Raw genomic sequence first — 19,033 nt, forward strand, 5'->3', positions numbered from 1 at the left:
GGAGCATACATGGAGTCAGTAGCGGCAGAGGGACTGGTGGTGCGGCCGTCGCGGGTCAGCGATGGTCCGTTCTTGCAGAGTCTTTATCAGGCGGCGCGACCGGACCTGCAATGGATCGATGGCGAGCACGAGCAGGTGCAGCAGGTGATCGCGCAGCAGTTTCAGGTGCAGGAGCAGGGGCTGGGGGACAACTTTCCCAATGCCATGCATTACGTCGTGGAAAAACTCGGCACCGCTATCGGCGCGTTAAGCACCGATTTCGGTGCCAATGAAATTCGTGTGCTGTACCTGGCTTTCATTCCCCAGGCCCGCGGACAGGGTTATGGCCGGACGGTGTTGCAAGGCGTGCAGAAAGCCGCGCAACAGATCCGCTGCCCGGTGGCGACCGTGGTCTGGACCAGCAATCCTCACGCACGGCGGCATTACCTGGCGCTGGGCTTCGAAGTCGAGGAACGTAACCCGGCGGCGGAACGGTTGGTCTGGTATCCGAAAGGCAACTGACAGCTCAACATTCCTTAATGTGTGTGGGATGTTTCTGTGGGAGCAAAGCTTGCTCGCGATAGCGGCAGTCACGAGCAAGCTTTGCTCCCACAGGGCCGCTGCCCTGCGATTGGAAAATCAGTTACGGGATGGGAACAGACCGTTCAAGGCGATGCTGAAGTTGATGACCAGGAATGGGTTCATGATTGCCATCGGCAGTCCATTGCCCGTAGGAGCCACCGTGCCGCTGACCGTGGTGGTCACGCCTTTGAGCGGTACTGGCGACGCACCTAGCTGGTCGGAATAGATATTCGCCGCTCCCGGTCCGGTACCTGAAGTGCCGATGAAGGAGTTGGTGGCCGTTGGCGCGTTCAGTGGATTACTGGCCGGGTTCGCCAGTTGCAAGGTGGTTGCGGCGGTTATGCCCGTCAGGGTGTGGGTGTGGTTGGGCAGGTTGTTCAGTGTTGCCGTCACGTTTTCAGTGCCGGAAGTCTCGCCGATCACACGCGGGGACAGGCCCAGGCCGTTGCCCTGGCCCAAGGGCAGTCGGCTTTGCAGGTTGGGCAGCATGAAGTTGGTCTGGCCATTGCCTCCGTAGTAGGTGCCGATCAGTGAGAACAGTGCCTGGTACTGCGAGATGCCGAGCGTCTGCCCACTACACAACGCCCAGCCGCTGGGTGCGAAATTAAAGGCAAACGACTGGATAGTGCCCATGAATACTTCCATAGATTCCTCGTCCTTCAGGTTATCGTTCTGGTGTTGCCAAGGAAGAAGATTGCGTTCAGCCCGACTCCTTTATTCCCTGGCCTGATCACGCACGGCTGAGCGTAGACGTGGTTGCCATGCTCTGCCGAGTGAAGCTTCATTGCAGATCCCGTGGGGAGCGGGCTTGCTCGCGAAAGCGGTGTATCAGTCGACTTCACTGCTGCCTGACACGACGCCTCGCGAGCAGGCTCGCTCCCACATCAGTTGAACGCGATATAGAAATACCCCACAGCCGGGTCTCGTCCCATGGGCGGTACCCGCGACACGAACACCCCTTCGAGCCTGCCCAGTTCGGGCACTTCCAATGAGCACAAACCGTCTACGAAATCGGTGGCCTGCAAACTGTTGAATTCGATGCTGAAAGGCATGCGCTCTGTATTGGGCATTTTCGCCCGAGGCGCATGCTCGAGGGTTTCGATCCGTACGGGCAGACAACTGCCGTCAGGCAGGGTCAGGTGACTGGTCTGACCCAGCAGTGGTTGGAAATGGTGGCTATGGACGGCTTGCAACATATCGATACTCCAACAGGCCAGAGGGCCATGGTCCTCCGGCGGATCATCAGTTTCGGGATGGGAAGTAGCCTTGCAGGGCAATGCTGAAGTTGATCGCCAGGAATGGGTTCATGATTGCCATCGGCAGTCCATTGCCGGTAGGGGCGACCGTGCCGCTGACCGTCGTGGTCACACCCTGCAGCGGTACCGGCGAAGCACCTAGCTGGTCGGAATAGATATTCGCTGCACCCGGCCCGGTGCCCGAGGTACCGATGAAGGAGTTGGTGGCTGTTGGCGTATTCACCGGGTTGCTGGCCGGGTTCGCCAGTTGCAGGGTGGTCGCGGCGGTTATGCCGGTAAGGGCGTGGGTGTGGTTGGGCAGGTTGTTCAGCGTCGCCGTGACGTTTTCAGTGCCGGAGACGGTGCCGATCACCCGAGGGGTCAGCCCCAGGCCGTTGCCCTGGCCCATGGGCATCCGCCCCTGCAAGTTGGGGAGCAGAAAGGTGGTCTGGCCGTCGCCGCCGTAAGTCACCCCGATCAGGGCGAACAATGTCTCGTATTGAGCGAGACTGAGGGTCTGCCCGTTGCACAAGGCCCAATCCCGGGGGGCGAAGTTGAACGCGAACGGCTGGATAGTCCCGATAAATACTTCCATAGAGTCCTCATCCTTCAGGTTGTTGGTCTGCGGTATCTGGATACAACGGGTAAAGATGCGATCACCTGGCCGGTCACGCCCGGATGAGCGTAGACGGGGTTATTTCATTCTGCCCGTGGACTGAAAAAGGTTGCCGCGTGGCTTAATCGATTCAGGTTTGGGGGTGAGCTGTACCGTCCATCTTTTTTTCAGGAACAGGTGTGTTTGATGTCAAAGTAGTACTAGTCGAGGTTTGTTTCCTCGTCTACTCTTCGGACACAAATGGACTACAAACGGTGAAAGGGATTGTCAAAGTTTCACTTTATCTCCGGTCTACCGCGCTCAGGCTCGACCCTGCTTTCTGCGATCCTGTTGCAGAACCCACGCTTTCATGCCGGCATGACCAGCCCCGTCGGTACGCTGTTCAGCAGCGTATTGCAGCAATGCAGTGCCGGTAGCGAATTCGGTTCGGTGATCGACACCGACCTGCGCCGTCGCCTGCTGCGTGGGTTGTTCGATTCGTACTATGCCGACAAAGCCGACAAGCCCGTCATCTTCGATACCAACCGCCAGTGGTGCGCTCGTTTACCCGCGCTGCAGGATCTTTTCCCCCAGGCCAAGACCATCGCCTGCGTACGCAACGTTGCCTGGGTGCTCGACAGCCTGGAGCGGCTCTACCGCGCCAACCCGTTCGAGAACACCAAGCTGTTCAACGACGATGACGAGCGCAACACCGTCTACAGCCGCTGCGAAACCCTGGCCCAGCGCAACCGTCTGGTGGGATATGCCTGGACGGCACTCAAGGAAGCCTATTACGGCGAAAACGCCGAGTCGTTGCTGATCGTCGACTACGACCTGTTGAGCCAAGCGCCCGAGCGGGTGATGCGGCTGATCTACGAATTCATCGACGAGCCCTGGTATGAACACGATTTCAATCACTTGACCTACGACGCACCGGCCTTCGACCAGGCCCTGGGCGTTGCCGGCCTGCACAAGGTCAAGCCCCGGGTCGCGCCGCAAGCGCGACGGACCCTGCTGCCGCCGGATCTGTTCGAGAAGTATGCCCAGTTGTCGTTCTGGCGCGATGGCTCTGCCAGCGCCGCCAATGTCATTCGTATGAAAACCGACGCCGCGCTCAGCTGAGCGCGGTTTTTTCATTTACGTGTTCAGTAGTTCGAGTCCGGGTGAACATCATGTGGTGGAGCAAAGGTAAATCGCGGGTAACCGAGGGCGCACAGGCCCTGGCATCGCCAATGATCATGTCCCTGGAACCGCGGATGCTGTTCGACGGCGCCGTCGCCGCGACCGTGGCCGACGCCGCGCAGCCGGATGCCCATCCCACCGCGGACGCGGCCAAGACGCCCACGGCCGATCAGGCTACCGATACTCACGTGGCCCAGGGCCAGGCCGATGCCACCGAAGCCGCCGTGCCGGGCAAGTCGGTGGTATTCGTCGATTCCCGGGTCAAGGATGCCGCCAGCCTGCTCGAAGGCGTGGCGCCCGGCACCGAGGTCGTGCAACTGGATGCCACCAAGGACGGCTTGCAACAGATCGCCGATTACCTGGACACCCACCAGGGCGTCAGCTCGGTGCAGATCATTGCCCATGGCAACGCCGGTGATCTGTGGTTGGGCAACGCCTACCTGTCGGCGGACAACGTCCAGGCCCGCGCCGAGGTGCTGGCGCAGATTGGCCAGGACATGAACGCCGGAGGCGATATCCTGATCTATGGCTGCTACACCGCCCAAGGCGAACGTGGCCTGGAGCTGGTCGATTCGCTGGCGCAATTGACCGGTCGCGATGTGGCCGCTTCCAACGACCGTACCGGTCTGGGCGGCGACTGGGACCTGGAAATCGCCACCGGCAACATCGAAAGCGCCAACGTGTTGTCTGCCACTGCAATGAGCGACTACCAGTGGGGCCTCGCCACCTGGACCGCCACCAACAACGCCAACACCGGTGTCGGCTCGTTGCGTGCGGCCCTGTCCTCTGCGCAGAACGGCGACATCGTGACCTTCAGCAGCGGCATGACCGTGGCGCTGACCCAGGTGCTGGTGGTCAACAAGAACGTCACCATCGATGGCGACCTCAATAACGACAACGTTGCCGATGTCACCCTCGATGGGCAATTCCGCACCCAGGTCCTCAGCGTGACGTCCGGTACCACGGCAACCCTCGATGGTTTGGTGATCACCCGTGGCATGGTAGCGGGTGACGGCGGCAATGGTGGCGTCGATGCTGCGGTTGCTAAGGCCGGCGGTATTTATAACGCAGGAACCCTGACCCTGAAGAACGTCACGATTACCGCCAACGCCGCCTCGGGCGGTGGTGGCGGTGGTGGCGTGACGCCGCAATATGCCGGTGGCGGTGGTGGTGGCGGCGGCGCGGTCGGCAGCGGTACCGGCGGCAAGGGCGGCGACACACTCAATGCCACGGGCTCCGTCGGCTCGACGGGACAGGGCGGCGCCGGCGGCGGCTTCTTCAACATGGGCGGGCGGGGCGGTAACTCCACCGGTGGTGCCGGCGGTGCCGCTTACCCGGGCTACAGCACCGGATCGGCCGGCGGCACGGCGGCCAGCGCGGGATTATCCATCGGTGGTGGTGGGGGCGGTGACGGCTACAACTCCATAGGTGGTGCGGGTGGCGGCGCAGTGGGTGGTATCTACAACGACACCGGCGCGACCCTGCGCATCATCGGCAACTCGGTGATTTCCAACAACATCGGCGCCGGTGGTGGCGGTGGTGGTGGCGGTGCCGGAGGTGGCTACACCCACACTGGCGGTGCGGGCGGCGTCGGCGTTGGCGCCATCTGGAACAAGGGCGCGATCCTGATCACCGCGGCCAACTTCGCGGCCTTGTCAGGCAATGTCGGCGGCAGCGGTACCGGGGGCGGCAGTGCGGGCACCGCAGGTACGTCGCCGGCTTCCGTGGCCAATGTCTACGGTGACGGCGGAACCATCAACACCAACTATGTGCCGGATTTGACCCCGCCTACCGCAACTGTCGTGGTGGCCAATACCAGCCTGAACTCCGGTGGTACGTCGCTGGTGACTGTCACCTTCTCCGAGGCCGTGACGGGGTTTACCTCTGCCGACCTGACGGTGCAGAACGGCACCGTGGGTGCCTTCAGCAGCAGCGATGGCGGCATCACCTGGACCGGCACGCTGACGGCAGCCAGCAACATCGCCGATACCACCAACGTGATCACCCTGGACAACACCGGCGTTGTCGACCTGGCGGGTAACGCTGGCGTAGGCACCACCAGTTCGAACAACTATGTGGTCAACGACACCGTGGCGCCGACGGCGACCATCGTGGTGGCCGATACCGCACTCAAAAGCGGTGAAACCTCGGCCGTCACTATCACGTTCTCCGAAGCGGTCAGCGGCTTCACCACCGCCGACCTGACGGTGGCCAACGGTACCGTCACCGGGTTGAGCAGCAGCGACGGCGGCATCACCTGGACCGCGACCCTGACCCCGGATGCTGACGTGACCGACACCACCAACCTGGTGGTCCTGGACAAGACTGGCGTCGCGGACTTGTCCGGCAACGCCGGCGTGGGCACCACCAACTCGAACAACTACGCCGTCGATACGCTGCGCCCGACCGCGACCATCGTGGTGGCCGACACCGCGCTGAGCGTCGGCGAAACGTCGCTGGTGACCATCACCTTCAACGAAGCGGTCACTGGCTTCACCACCGCCGACCTGACGGTGGCCAACGGTACCGTCACCGGGCTGAGCAGCAGCGACGGCGGTATCACCTGGACCGGGACACTCACTCCCACCGCCAGCATCAGCGACACCACGAACCTGATTACGCTGGACAACAGCGGCATTGCCGATCTGTCTGGCAATGCCGGTACGGGCACCACCGACTCGAACAACTATGCCGTCGATACGCTGCGCCCCACCGCGACGATTGTAGTGGCCGACACCGCACTGAGCGCCGGTGAAACCTCGCTGGTGACCATCACGTTCAGCGAGGCGGTGACCGGTTTCACCCTGGCCGACCTGACGGTCGCCAACGGCTCTTTGAGTGGGTTGAGCAGTGCCGATGGCGGTATCACCTGGACCGCGACGCTTACCCCAAGCGTCAGTGTCACCGACGCCACCAACCTGATCGTCCTGGCCAATACCGGGGTGAGCGATGCGGCGGGCAACGCCGGCACCGGCACCACCAGCTCCAATAACTACGCCATCGACACGCAGCGCCCCACCGCCAGCATTGTCGTTGCCGACCCCACGTTGAGTATCGGCGAAACCTCGTTGGTGACCATTACCTTCAGCGAGGCGGTCACTGGCTTCACCAGCGCCGACCTGACGGTCGCCAACGGTAGCGTCACCGGGCTGAGCAGCGGCGACGGCGGCATTACCTGGACCGCTACATTCACCCCAAGCGCCAGCACCAGCGACGCGACCAATCTCATCACCCTGGACAATACCGGGGTGAGCGATGCGGCGGGTAATGCCGGCAGTGGCACCACCGACTCCAACAACTACGCCATCGACAACGTGCGCCCCACCGCCACCGTAGTGATTGCCGACACGGCGCTTGCCGCCGGCGAAACCTCGTTGGTGACTATCACCTTCAGCGAGGCGGTGACCGGGTTCACCCTGGCCGACCTGACCGTTGCCAACGGCAGCCTGAGCGGGCTGAGCACCAGCGACAACATCATCTACACCGCCACCTTCACTCCGAGCGTCGGCGTCAATGACACCACTAACCTGATCACCCTCGATAACACCGGCGTCGTGGACGGTGTGGGCAATGCCGGCACCGGCACCACCGATTCCAACAACTACATCGTCGATACGCAACGCCCGACCGCCACCATCGTCGTGGCCGATAACGCGCTGAGCGTCGGCGAAACCTCGCTGGTGACCATCACCTTCAGCGAAGCAGTCAGCGGTTTCGACAACTCGGACCTGAGTGTGGCCAACGGCACGCTGAGCGCGGTCAGCAGCAGCGATGGCGGAATCATCTGGACCGCTACCCTCACGCCAACTCTCGGGATCGTCGACACCACGAACGTCATCGTGCTGAACAACACCGGCTTCAGTGATGCGGCGGGCAACACTGGTACCGGCACGACCAGTTCGAACAACTACCAGGTCGACACCAACGTGCCGACGGCCACCATCGTGGTCGCCGACTCGTCGTTGAGTATCGGTGAAACCTCGCTGGTGACCATCACCTTCAACGAAGCGGTGAACGGGTTCGACAACAGTGACCTGACCGTCAGCAACGGCACCCTGACCAACGTCAGCAGCAGCGATGGCGGCGTGACCTGGACGGCCACCTTTACCCCGAGTGTCGGCGTTTCCGATACCAGCAACCTCATTACCCTGGACAACACCGGCGTGCGCAACGGGGCGAGCAATGCCGGGGTCGGCACCACCGACTCCAACAATTATGCCGTCGATACCGTACGCCCCACCGCGACCGTCGTCGTGGCCGACACCGCCATTGGCGCTGGCGAGACCTCGCTGGTGACCATCACCTTCAGCGAGGCGGTGACTGCTTTCACCGCTGCCGACCTGACGGTCGCCAATGGTACGGTCACCGGGTTGAGCAGCAGTGACGGCGGTATCACCTGGACCGCGACGTTCACGCCGAGTGCCGGGATCAACGACACCAGCAACGTCATCACCCTCACCAACGGCGGTATCGCCGACCTGGCGGGCAACATCGGCACCGGGACCACCGACTCCAACAACTATGCCATCGACACCCAGCGTCCGACCGCCACCATCGTGCTGAGCGACTCGACGCTGCGGCCGGGCGAAACCGCCCTGGTAACCATCACCTTCAGCGAGGCTGTGAGCGGTTTCAGCAACGCTGACCTGAGTGTTGCCAATGGCAGCCTCAGCGCGGTCAGCAGCAGCGATGGTGGCCTGACCTGGACCGCCACGTTCACGCCAACCGTGGGCGTGAGCGATGCCACCAACCTCATCGTCCTGGACAACACCGGCGTGAGCGACTCAGCCGGCAACGCCGGGACAGGCACCACCAACTCGGCCAACTATGCGGTCGAGACACAGGTGCCGACCGCCACTGTCGTGGTCGCGGACAGCTCACTCACGGTGGGCGAAACCTCGCTGGTGACCATTACCTTCTCGGAAGCGGTCAGCGGCTTCGACAATTCGGACCTGAGCGTGAACAACGGCACGTTGAGCAACGTGTCGTCTTCCGACGGTGGCGTGACCTGGACGGCGACGTTCACCCCGAGTGCCGGCATTTCCGACACCAGCAACCTGATCAGCCTGGACACCAGCGGCGTGGTCAACGTTTCCGGCAACAGCGGTATCGGCGTGGTGAACTCCAACAACTACGCTGTCGACACGGTGCGTCCGGGCGCCACCATCGTGGTCGGCGATACCAGCCTGGGTATCGGCCAGACCACCACCGTGACCATCAGCTTCACCGAGGCGGTGACCGGTTTCGACCTGTCGGACCTCAGTGTCGCCAATGGGGTGCTGTCCAACCTCGCCAGCAGTGACGGCGGCCTGACCTGGACAGCGACCCTGACACCTACGGCGGGTATCAACGATGCCACCAACCTGATCCTGCTCGACGCCAGCAACGTGCAGGACATTGCCGGCAACGCCGGTGCGGGTATCGCGATCTCCAGCAACTACGCACTCGACGCCACCCGGCCGACCGCGACCATCGTGGTCGCCGATCCGAGCCTGAGTGTGGGCGAAACCACCACCGTGACTATTACGTTCAGCGAAGCCGTGGCCGGTTTCGACCTGTCGGACCTGAGCGTCACCAATGGCGAACTGACCAACCTGACCAGCAGCGATGGTGGCAAGACCTGGACGGCGACTTTCACCCCCGCGGCGAATCTCACCGACCCGAGCAATTTCATTGCCCTGGACACCAGCAATGTCAGCGACGCGGCAGGCAATGCCGGGGCCAGCGTGGCGGTGTCCAACAATTACGCCATCGACACGGTAGTGCCCAACGACGTGAAGCCACCGCCGGAGTTCCTGACATCGGATCCCGTCACGGTCGCCCCACCGTCCGAAGTACCGTTGCAGCCGGTCGTCTTCACGCCGCCGACGGGCGATCTGGGCTCGCCGGTGGGCTTCCCACCGCTGTTCGAGCAACGGGATGTGGGCGGCGGCCTGCGGCCGATAGGCGATATCTTCATCAACCGTGGCGCGCTGGCGCCCAGTTACATCGCCCAGGTATTCAGCACTGATGCCGCCGGCGATGGCTCGGGTCAAGGGTTCCTCGGTTTTGGCGGCGGTGACGGTGGGGTGTTCGGCAGCAGCACCCTTTCGACCCTGTTCAACCATGATTCCGGCAGCGAAGGCGAGTCGATGGATGCCTTTGGCAATTCATCGATGCAGGGGGGCGATGTGTCCCAAGGTATGCGCGCAATGTTCGGCGCACCGACCTTGGGCCAGCAACTGCAACACCTCAAGGACACGGAGCAGCGTCAGGTCGACACCCTGGCAATGGCTCTGCAACAGGTCGGGATCAGCCAGATACAGGCCTGAAGCATTCAATAAGAAAATTTGCGGCAACCAGGGGCATTCCAGGGAATGAATAGAAGTCAGAAGTTATTCGGTATGAGTCTGCTGGCAGTGGTGGTCAGTGGGTGTGCAGTCACCAGTGAGCCGATCGATCGTAGCGTCAGCGAACAGCGCGCCCAAACCGATCTGCAGAATATGTACAAGGGCCAGGAGCCCCTCAGCGGCCCGCTGACCCTGCACCAGGCCATGGCCCGGGCAGTGAAGTACAACCTGGAGGGACGCCTGAAAATCATGGAAGAGGCCCTGGCCAAGCGGCAGCTGGACCTGGCCAGTTTCGACATGCTGCCACGCATGGCGCTGGACGCCGGCTACGTGGGCCGCAACAACGTCAACGCCTCCAGCAGCCAGAGCGTGGAGACCGGCACCCAGTCCCTGGAGCCGTCGACCTCCCAGGACCGTGACCGTGAAGTGGCCGACCTCACCATGGTTTGGAACGTGCTCGACTTCGGCGTGAGCTACATCAGCGCCAAGCAAGCCGGTGACCAGCGATTGATCGTCCAGGAACGCCGGCGCAAAGTGATCAACACCATCGTCCAGGATGTGCGTTCGGCCTATTGGCGAGCCATGGCTGCCGAACGCCTGCTCAAGCAGATCGACAGCCTGATGGCCCGGGTCGAGGCGGCGCGCAACAACAGCCAGAGCATGAGTGAGCAGCGCATCGGTGACCCGGTGCAGGCCCTGGGATACCAGCGCTCGCTGATCCAGGCCACCCGCCAGCTCGAAGAGCAGCGGCGTGCGTTGTCCCTGGCCAAGACCGAACTGGCCACCCTGATCAACCTGCCGCTGGGCACGGAGTTGACCCTTGCGACCCCGGATGAGTACGAGATCCCGGAACTCAAGGTCGACATGGCCCGTCTCGAACACGAAGCCCTGGCCAGCCGTCCGGAACTGCGCGAGCAGGATTACCAGACACGCATCACGGCCGCCGAAACCCGCAAGGCCATGCTGCGGCTGTTGCCGGGCCTGGAGTTCTCCGCCGGCGGGCACTACGACAGCAACTCGTTCCTGGTGGAGCAGGGCTGGGCCGACTATGGCGTGAAGGTCACCTGGAACCTGTTCAACGTGATCTCCGCCCCGGCGGCCATCGACGTGGCCAAGGCCGGTGAAGAAGTGGCGGCGGCACGGCGCCAGGCAATGTCGATTGCCGTGCTGGCGCAGTTGTACGTGGCCAACGCCAACTACCGTGATGCACTGCGCCAGTTCAAGACCAACCAGCAACTGTCGGACATCGACGGGCAAATCGTCGGCCAGTTGCGCAGCCGTCATCAGGCCGCCGGCATCGGTGAGCTGGACCTGATCCAGGGCGAGTTGAATACCTTGCAGGCCGATCTGCGACGGGATCTGTCCTATGCCGATCTGCGTAATGCCTACGGCCAGATCTTCGCCAGCGCCGGTCTCGACCCGATGCCCGATGAAGTGCAATCGACCCAGGTGCAGTCGATTGCCACGGCACTGGCCAGCCGTGAAGCGGCCTGGGCCCAGGGCGACATCACGGTGCCGAAGGCGGCGGTGAAGCCATAACTGGGCGTGGGCATGATGCGCCCGGCGTTTTCCCGGCTACCGGTGACGGTGGACCTGCCCTTGTTGCTGCAAGCGCTGGCGGCCATTGAGGACGATCGTTGGCAGGGGCATTTCAACAACGCCTATTACCACGGCGACTGGAGCGGCGTGGCGCTGATTTCGGCGGCCGACGCGCTGACCGAATTGTCTCCCGGACAGGGGCAGCCTTTGCACCGGCCGCCCTGGTCAAACGATGATCGCTGGCACCGGGCGTTGCGCGACTGGTCCCTGGCGATCGTTTCGGCTCGGCTGTTGCGGCTCGGTCCCGGTGGGCAGATTCATGAACACCGAGACTATGACCTGGGCGGGCCGGATGCCGACCTGCGTCTGCATATCCCACTGCTCAGCCCTCCCGAAGTAGATTTTTGGCTTGAGGGGCAGCGTATCCCGATGAAGGCTGGCGAGTGCTGGTTTCTCGACCTGTCGCGGCCCCATCGTGTCGACAATCGGGACCGGTCGCCACGGGTTCATCTGGTACTCGACTGTCGCCCCGGCCCTTGGTTGGAGCAACAGATTGTCGATGGGCTGCCCACCACCCCAGCTGTCCGCGACGAACGCGGCGACTTCCTGCGTTTTCAAGAGCAGGTGGCAAGCGATCCGCAACTCGCCCGGACCCTGCAGAGCCAGGAAGACCCGGACGCTTTCATCGAATGTGCCGTGACGTTGGCTGCGCAGCAAGGGTTGCAGGTGCGCCGGGAGGAGTTGCGGGCGGCGATGCGCAACGGTCGTCGGCAGTGGAGCGACCAATGGAAGGCCTGAATCTGCAAGGCTGGCTGCCGATCCGCGTGTGGCAAGAGGCGGGGCAGTGGCGGGTCGATTGGTGCTGGTTCGACGATCAGCCTCTGTCGCAACCCTTCTTCGGTGATGCCGTGGAAAACGCTTTGCGTTTGCCCTTCAATCAGGCGTTCCGGCGCCAGACTCCCTTGGACGCGCTCGCCCGGTGGCAGCATCAGAGCCCTGGCCTTGCGCCCAGTGCGTTCATCTTCCATGCCTCGCGCTGTGGTTCGACACTGATCAGCCAGATGCTGGCGCAACTGGACGACCACATCGTCGTCTCCGAACCGCCGCCGCTGGATCGGCTACTGCGCAGTGATCTGCCCGCCGCCGAACGCTGTGCGGCGCTCAAGGGGTTGCTATCGGCCTATGGGCAGCCTCGTCGAGGCGTGGAACGGCGATTGGTGATCAAGCTCGATGCCTGGAACATTGGTGAGCTGTCACGGCTGCATGATTGTTTTCCCGATACACCCTGGCTGTTCGTGTATCGCGATCCCCTGGAAATCGCCGTGTCTCATCTGCGCCGCCCCGGCATGCACATGGTGCCGGGGCTGATCGGTCCGAGTATCCTGGACGATGGGTTGCCTTTCGGCGGACCGGAAGATTTCATCGCACGCAGGGTCGGACGACTGCTACAGGCCGGGTTGGAGCAGTGCCGGGCATCCGTCGCGCAGACGATTGACTACAGCGAGCTGCCGGACGCCATGGCGGGCAGGCTGGCGGTCTTTTTCCAGCTTGATGAGGCGCAGCGCAGGCAGGCGTTCGCCAGCGTGAAGCGGCACGCCAAGCAGCCGGCGCAGGGGTTTACCGGCGACAGCGAGGAGAAGCGCCGAGAAGCGTCGCCCTTGTTGCGCGAGCGGGTGCAGGCCTGGGCGCAAGGGCCGTATGAAGCATTGCAGGCCCTGACGAAGTAAACGCTTCTGGCGAGGGAGTTGCTCAGGCTTGACTGCGACCCGTCAGGGCTTGTTCGGTGACAGCTCCGCCATCCCCTTGAGCAACTCGATCGGCAGGGGAAACACAATGGTGGAGGACTTGTCTCCGGCAATCGATCCCAGCGTCTGCATGTAACGCAGTTGCATGGCGCCTGGCTGGCGTCCGAGCATCTCGGCGGCCTGCATGAGCTTTTCCGACGCCTGCAGCTCGCCTTCAGCGTGGATCACCTTGGCCCGTCGCTCCCGTTCGGCCTCGGCTTGCCGGGCGATGGCGCGGATCATCGATTCGTTGAGGTCCACATGCTTGATCTCGACATTCGCCACTTTGATGCCCCAGGTGTCGGTCTGGGCGTCCAGCACCTGCTGGATATCGCCATTCAATTGCTCGCGCTCGGCCAGCAGTTGGTCCAGGTCGTGTTTGCCGAGCACGGCGCGCAAGGTGGTCTGGGCCAGTTGACTGGTCGCCATGAGAAAGTTCTCGACCTGGATGATCGCCTTCTGCGGGTCGAGGACGCGGAAATACAGTACCGCATTGACCTTCACCGAGACGTTGTCCCGGGTGATCACGTCCTGGGGCGGTACGTCGAGCACGATGGTGCGCAGGTCGACGCGGATCATTTGCTGCACCACTGGAATCAACAGGATCAAGCCGGGCCCCTTGACCTGCCAGAACCGGCCGAGCTGGAACACCACCGCCCGCTCGTATTCGCGCAGGATCCGAAAGGTCGAGGCTGCCAGCGCGATCAGCAGTAACAGCAGCATTACAAAACCGATTTGCATACCCATCTCATGCTCCTTGTGAATCCGCAGGGGCCACTTCCAGCAGCAGGCCCTTGCGGGCAATGACACGCACCGCTTGTCCAGGCCGTAGCGACGTCGCGCATGCCACTTGCCAGCGTTCGCCTTCCAACTGCACCCAGCCATGGTGATGATTGCCGGCCTGCAGAGAGGTGACCACGGCGACGCTTCCCAATAACGCGGCGTCGCCGCTGACGGGTTGACGCGGCCGGGTTTTCAATGCGCGGACCAACAGGAAGATCAGCAGCAAGGCACTGACCACACCCAGCCCGATCATCAAGGGAATGGGGACCTCGGCATTGGTCAGGATAACCGCGCCGATGACACACAAAATGATGCCCCCGAGCCCGGCTACGCCATAGTTGGGCAAGGCCGCCTCAGCAATCAGTAATGCCACGCCCAGGGCGATCAGCCAGAAACCCAGGGAGTTGGCGACCATCAGCGCAGGGCCATCGGCTGCCAGCGTCGGCCCGCTCATGGCCAGCAGCGCAAGCATCAAGCAGCGAATATTCACCGGACCCTCCGCAATGCCTATGCGTGACGTTTATCCGTAGTCGTTACTCACAGTCTAGTCGAACCGTGGATTGATCGAGTTTTGAACAGTCTGGCGATGCTCCAGAAGCTAGACTGCTGGAAGAGACACCGCATCCAGCCATGTCAGGAGTTCCCATGGAAGCCCCAACCCACAGCCTTCCCGCCCTGTTCAAGCAACTGGGCCTGCCCGACGATGCCATCAGCATCGATCAGTTCATTGCCAGCCATTCACCCCTCAAGCCCGAACTGCACCTGGCTGACGCGTTTTTCTGGAACGAGGGTCAGCGGCAGTTGTTGCGCGACGAAATCCTCGAGGATGCCGATTGGGCGATGGTGGTGGATCGGTTGAACGAGTTGTTGAGAAAGGGCCGCAGTGACTGATGCATGGGACAGATCCTGGGGGAGCCAGTACAGCTCGCCCCATAAAACGTATATTCAATTTAATTATTAATAAATATCTTCTTATTCCTTAAATAATATATCTCTCCTCCCTATACTCGTCCCTGAACAGACACGCAGGAGAGCACCCATGCGCAACGAATCGACTCGCTACCTGATTGTGCCGGGCTGGCAAGGATCGCCGGAAAATCATTGGCAGACCTATTGGCAGAACAGTCTGCCTAACAGTACCCGGGTCGAGCAGGACGACTGGCTGACGCCCCGGCGTGAAGACTGGGTGGCCGCGCTGGCCGAAGCCATTGCCGCCGACCAAACGCCGGTGATCCTCATTGCCCATAGCCTGGGCTGCATCACGGTTGCCCATTGGGCCGCTACCGCGCCGTCGCAACTGCTACGACAGGTTCGCGGAGCATTGCTGGTCGCACCGGCGGATGTCGAACGGCCGACCTGCGCGCCTGCACTGCGCAATTTCGCACCGATTCCCACCGATCTGTTGCCCTTTCCCAGCCAAGTGGTCAGTTCCGACAACGACGCCGCGGTGAGTGCGCCGCGTGCGCTGGAACTGGCACGTAACTGGGGGGCCGAAGCCGGCATCCTGGCCGGGGCGGGGCACATCAATGTGCAGTCCGGCCATCAGCGCTGGGAGCAGGGTTTCGCCTATCTCTATCGTCTGCAAAACCGCATGGAGCATCACGCCCTGCGTCGCGCCTGAATTTTCAACGCCCTTCCGTTACCCGGCGGTGTGAGGCGGGAGTCTGCCATGAGCTTGCATGAAACCTTCGGTCAGCCGTTGCTGACCTTTCCCGATGCGGAAAAAAGCCCCCTGAGCATCCGCGCCAAGGCGCTGGTGTTCGTTGACCCACGCTCGCGTCAGTTGCGCCAGGCTCTGGAGCAATTGGCGCCACGCGCGATTCCGGTATTGATTCGCGGAGAAACCGGCACGGGCAAGGAATTGCTCGCTCGGCATATCCACCGCGAAAGTGATCGTGGTGGGTTGTTCGTTTCGGTCAATTGCGGCGCCATCAGTCCGACTTATGCCGACGCCGAATTGTTCGGCTATGCGGCCGGCAGCTACAGCGGTTCGGCCAGCAGCCGTGCCGGCTGGTTCGGTTCGGCCAATGGCGGCACGTTATACCTGGATGAAATCGGCGATCTGCCACTGCCGATCCAGGTCAAATTGCTGGCGGCCCTGGAAAATCACGAGGTCACCCGTGTTGGCGCTCATCAGCCCAGCCCCGTGGACGTGCGGCTGGTGGCAGCCACCAGCATCGACCTGGCGCAAGCGGTGGCCGCCGGAAAATTTCACGAACGGCTTTATCACTACCTCAGCGAAGGCCGTCTCGAATTGCCGGCTCTGCGCGAGCGGGTGGGGGACATCCTGCCCCTGGCCGAGTACTTCCTGGGCATCTATACCCAACGCCTTGGCCTGACCATGCCGCTGATCAGCGAGGCAGCCCAACAGGCGCTTGAGCGGCATGGTTGGCCGGGCAATACCCGTGAACTGGAGAACGTCATCCATTTCGCGTTGCTGGTGAGCACGGAAGAGGAGATCTTGCCGGAGCATTTGAACCTGCCGTCCCTGCCCTTGGCACTCGACGCCATCGAGCAGGCAGCAGTGACCCTCGCAAGCGGAACGGCTGCCGAGCGTGTGGCACTCAAGGCGCTGCTGACCCGTCTGGATCAACTCTTCTGAAGCGTTGCCGAGAACGCTTTGTCTATATGAGAAATTTGAATATGAACTTGAATAAAAGATATTGTTAAGGAATAAAGAATGTCGGTATCGTCCGCTTCACGCGAGCAATAGCACTTCGCTGGCACCTCACCCTTTGGCCGTCGTCCATGACGACCGTGATTTTTCGATAAGGACACTGCATGAAAAAAGTTCTGTTGTTCACCGCATTGGCGGCAGCGTTGGCTTCGGGTCTGGCCCAGGCTGCGGAGAAACTGGTGGTGGCGGCGACTCCGGTCCCCCACGCTGAAATCCTCGAATTGATCAAGCCGGCCCTGGCAAAAGAAGGTGTGGACCTGCAGATCAAGGTCTTTACCGACTACGTGCAACCCAATGTACAGGTCGATCAGAAGCGCCTGGATGCCAACTACTTCCAGACCCTGCCGTATCTCAAGAGCTTCAACGAAGGCAAAGGCACGAACCTGGTCACTGTGATCGGTGTGCACGTCGAACCGTTTGGCGGCTACTCGAAGAAAGTCAAAAGCCTGGCCGAGCTGAAAGACGGCGCTACCATCGCCATTCCCAACGAGGGCAGCAACAGCGGCCGCGCCTTGATCCTCTTGCAGAAGGCTGGCCTGATCGAACTGAAGGACCCGAAAAACGCCCTGGCGACACCCAAGGACATCGGCAAGAATCCGCATAACTTCAAGTTCAAGGAATTGGAATCGGCCATGCTGCCGCGGGTGCTGGATCAGGTCGACCTGGACATGATCAACACCAACTATGCCCTGGAAGCGGGTCTCAACCCGGCCAAGGATGCGCTGGTGATCGAGGGTTCGGATTCGCCTTATGTCAACTTCCTGGTGGCCCGCCCGGACAACAAGGACAGCGCCGCCATGCAGAAACTGGCCAAGGCCCTGACCAGCCCGGAAGTGAAGGCGTTCATCGAGAAGAAATACAGCGGCGCGGTATTGCCGGCGTTCTGATCGAATCCACCCTGTAAAAAGCTATATGGCGAGGGAGTAAGCTCCCTTGCCATAGGGATGATGGATCTACGCCGCCCTGTTTTTCAGCGCCCGGCGCAGGGCCACGAGCAGTTTGAGCATGTCTTGCGGGTCGAGTTGTTGCGGGGCTTTCACGTCGGCCATTTCAATTCTCCTTGTGCATGTCGCCAGAAAGCCTGGCCTGAAGCTGCGATTCCTTGGCGGTATCATCGGACCCGTCCTGCAGCGCAGGAAAAATAGACCTCCTGCAAGCCTTCTGCAAATACCATGGATCAATCCGGCCAGCTCCACGCCGGCGCATCCAGCATTCCCTGGCCGACGATCCCTGTCTGGCCCATGTCTTTTTCCAGCACGATGCAATTGCAATCGCCCTCCTTCTGCAAGGCCGTGATCAAGCGCCGGGCGTGGGAAACCACCCAGACCTGACAGTGCTTCGAAGCCCTGATGATCAAACGCGCCAGCGCCGGCAACAGATCCGGATGCAGGCTTGTCTCCGGTTCGTTGAGTACCATCAGCGAAGGCGCGCGGGGCGTGAGCAGTGCGGCGATCAACAGCAGGTAGCGCAGGGTCCCGTCTGACAGTTCGGCGGCGGACAGCGGTCGCAGCAGGCCATGCTGGTGAAATTCGATGCCGAAACGCCCGCCTGGCAATTTATCGATGTGCAGCCGGGCGCCAGGGAAGGCATCGCTGATGGACGTGTGCAGGGCTTGATCGTCGCCAATTTCCAGAATGGTCTGCAGGGCGGCTGCCAGGTCACGTCCGTCGTGGTGCAGCACTGGCGTGCGGGTGCCCAGTTGCGGTTGGCGCGCCGGGGCGTCGGCGTCGCTGCGAAAATGGTCGTAGAAGCGCCAGCGTCGAATGAACTCGCGTATCTGCAGCACTTCCGGCGAGGTGCGCAGGCTGCCGACCTGGTCGAACAGGCTGTCGAAGGTGGGCGTGTGTTGGGCCAGAACGTCCCACGCGCGGCCATCCCGTGCACGAATCATGGGGCCGTTGCGATCCACCAGCAGGCTGGCCGGTCGGAACGTGGGGCCGGCCCAGATGCATTCGCGCTTGATTTCAGGGTCCAGGGAAAACGCGGACGAACTCGGTTCCGGCAGGCCGAGGGAAATCGAATAGCTGAAGTCTTCCATGGCGAACCCCAGGCGCAGGCGTTTGGTATTGAGCCGCACCGTCGCGCCAACGGGCACCTCGCCGCTGCGCATGCGTCGGCTGATCACTTCCGGCCCGGCCCAGAACGTCGAGTCCAGTCCACCTTCACGGGCCAGGGCATTGACCACTCCACCCTGTGCTGTTTCAGCCAAAAGGCGTAGGGCGCGGTACAGGTTGGACTTGCCACTGCCATTGGGGCCGGTAATCAGGTTCAACCGCCCCAGAGGGATCACCAACGTGTTGATGGATCGATAATTTGCCACCGCGAGGGTTTTGAGCATGAGCGTTTCC

The 19,033-nt window shown here is 62.0% G+C and carries 16 protein-coding genes; 10 read left to right on the top strand and 6 right to left on the bottom strand.

The genetic code is table 11. The features are described 5' to 3' along the window. Positions 1 to 9: 9 nt before the first annotated feature. Positions 10 to 501 carry a GNAT family N-acetyltransferase gene (locus tag FBX99_RS10855; protein WP_144929750.1) on the top strand — a complete coding sequence of 164 codons (492 nt, stop codon included), beginning with the start codon at positions 10 to 12 and terminating at the stop codon, positions 499 to 501. A gap of 117 nt (positions 502 to 618) precedes the next feature. Here the strand turns inward: FBX99_RS10855 and FBX99_RS10860 are convergent, their stop codons facing one another. The 3 genes from FBX99_RS10860 to FBX99_RS10870 form a co-directional block, all read right to left on the bottom strand. Then, positions 619 to 1,206: a phage tail protein gene (locus tag FBX99_RS10860; RefSeq protein ID WP_144929749.1), complete on the bottom strand. Its 588-nt coding sequence runs from the start codon at positions 1,204 to 1,206 to the stop codon at positions 619 to 621. A gap of 239 nt (positions 1,207 to 1,445) precedes the next feature. Beyond that, on the bottom strand, positions 1,446 to 1,757 hold the full coding sequence (locus FBX99_RS10865; RefSeq protein WP_144929748.1) for a hypothetical protein: 312 nt from the start codon (positions 1,755 to 1,757) through the stop codon (positions 1,446 to 1,448). Between the two features lie 46 nt (positions 1,758 to 1,803). After that, positions 1,804 to 2,391, bottom strand: a complete 588-nt coding sequence (locus FBX99_RS10870) for a phage tail protein (protein WP_144929747.1) — start codon at positions 2,389 to 2,391, stop codon at positions 1,804 to 1,806. Positions 2,392 to 2,676: 285 nt separating this feature from the next. Here FBX99_RS10870 and FBX99_RS10875 point away from each other — a divergent pair, with 285 nt between their 5' ends. From FBX99_RS10875 to FBX99_RS10895, 5 genes are read left to right on the top strand one after another with little or no spacing between them, the layout of a single operon-like run. Further along, a complete protein-coding gene (locus FBX99_RS10875) occupies positions 2,677 to 3,513 on the top strand; it encodes a sulfotransferase (protein ID WP_145131557.1) in 837 nt (278 codons plus the stop codon). A gap of 50 nt (positions 3,514 to 3,563) precedes the next feature. Continuing rightward, positions 3,564 to 9,884, top strand: coding sequence for an Ig-like domain-containing protein (locus FBX99_RS10880; protein WP_145131559.1), 6,321 nt, complete (start codon positions 3,564 to 3,566; stop codon positions 9,882 to 9,884). 45 nt (positions 9,885 to 9,929) lie between these two features. Continuing rightward, a complete protein-coding gene (locus FBX99_RS10885; RefSeq protein WP_145131561.1) occupies positions 9,930 to 11,441 on the top strand; it encodes a TolC family protein in 1,512 nt (503 codons plus the stop codon). A gap of 12 nt (positions 11,442 to 11,453) precedes the next feature. Beyond that, positions 11,454 to 12,239, top strand: coding sequence for an aspartyl/asparaginyl beta-hydroxylase domain-containing protein (locus FBX99_RS10890; RefSeq protein ID WP_145131563.1), 786 nt, complete (start codon positions 11,454 to 11,456; stop codon positions 12,237 to 12,239). Next, complete coding sequence (locus FBX99_RS10895; protein ID WP_144929742.1) at positions 12,227 to 13,168, top strand: sulfotransferase family protein; 942 nt, start codon at positions 12,227 to 12,229, stop codon at positions 13,166 to 13,168. The genes FBX99_RS10890 and FBX99_RS10895 overlap by 13 nt, the downstream gene beginning before the upstream one ends. A 42-nt stretch (positions 13,169 to 13,210) precedes the next feature. Here FBX99_RS10895 and FBX99_RS10900 read toward each other — a convergent pair whose 3' ends face one another. Both FBX99_RS10900 and FBX99_RS10905 read right to left on the bottom strand, forming a co-directional pair. Then, complete coding sequence (locus tag FBX99_RS10900) at positions 13,211 to 13,972, bottom strand: slipin family protein (protein WP_145131565.1); 762 nt, start codon at positions 13,970 to 13,972, stop codon at positions 13,211 to 13,213. Between the two features lies 1 nt (position 13,973). Next, positions 13,974 to 14,498: an NfeD family protein gene (locus FBX99_RS10905; protein WP_144929740.1), complete on the bottom strand. Its 525-nt coding sequence runs from the start codon at positions 14,496 to 14,498 to the stop codon at positions 13,974 to 13,976. A 155-nt stretch (positions 14,499 to 14,653) separates the two neighbouring features. Between FBX99_RS10905 and FBX99_RS10910 the strand changes: the two genes are divergently transcribed. From FBX99_RS10910 to FBX99_RS10925, 4 genes are all read left to right on the top strand, one after another. After that, positions 14,654 to 14,899, top strand: coding sequence for a DUF2789 domain-containing protein (locus FBX99_RS10910; RefSeq protein ID WP_144929739.1), 246 nt, complete (start codon positions 14,654 to 14,656; stop codon positions 14,897 to 14,899). A gap of 148 nt (positions 14,900 to 15,047) precedes the next feature. After that, positions 15,048 to 15,629 carry an alpha/beta hydrolase gene (locus FBX99_RS10915; protein WP_144929738.1) on the top strand — a complete coding sequence of 194 codons (582 nt, stop codon included), beginning with the start codon at positions 15,048 to 15,050 and terminating at the stop codon, positions 15,627 to 15,629. 48 nt (positions 15,630 to 15,677) lie between these two features. Continuing rightward, positions 15,678 to 16,610: a sigma 54-interacting transcriptional regulator gene (locus FBX99_RS10920; protein WP_144929737.1), complete on the top strand. Its 933-nt coding sequence runs from the start codon at positions 15,678 to 15,680 to the stop codon at positions 16,608 to 16,610. 179 nt (positions 16,611 to 16,789) lie between these two features. Next, positions 16,790 to 17,572: a MetQ/NlpA family ABC transporter substrate-binding protein gene (locus FBX99_RS10925; protein WP_144929736.1), complete on the top strand. Its 783-nt coding sequence runs from the start codon at positions 16,790 to 16,792 to the stop codon at positions 17,570 to 17,572. Between the two features lie 290 nt (positions 17,573 to 17,862). On the opposite strand, the gene FBX99_RS10930 is transcribed toward FBX99_RS10925, so the two are convergent. Then, positions 17,863 to 19,023: an AAA family ATPase gene (locus FBX99_RS10930; RefSeq protein ID WP_144929735.1), complete on the bottom strand. Its 1,161-nt coding sequence runs from the start codon at positions 19,021 to 19,023 to the stop codon at positions 17,863 to 17,865. Between the last annotated feature and the right edge of the window lie 10 nt (positions 19,024 to 19,033).

Origin of the sequence: Pseudomonas sp. SJZ074 (assembly GCF_007828215.1) — a bacterium.
Classification (GTDB): domain Bacteria; phylum Pseudomonadota; class Gammaproteobacteria; order Pseudomonadales; family Pseudomonadaceae; genus Aquipseudomonas.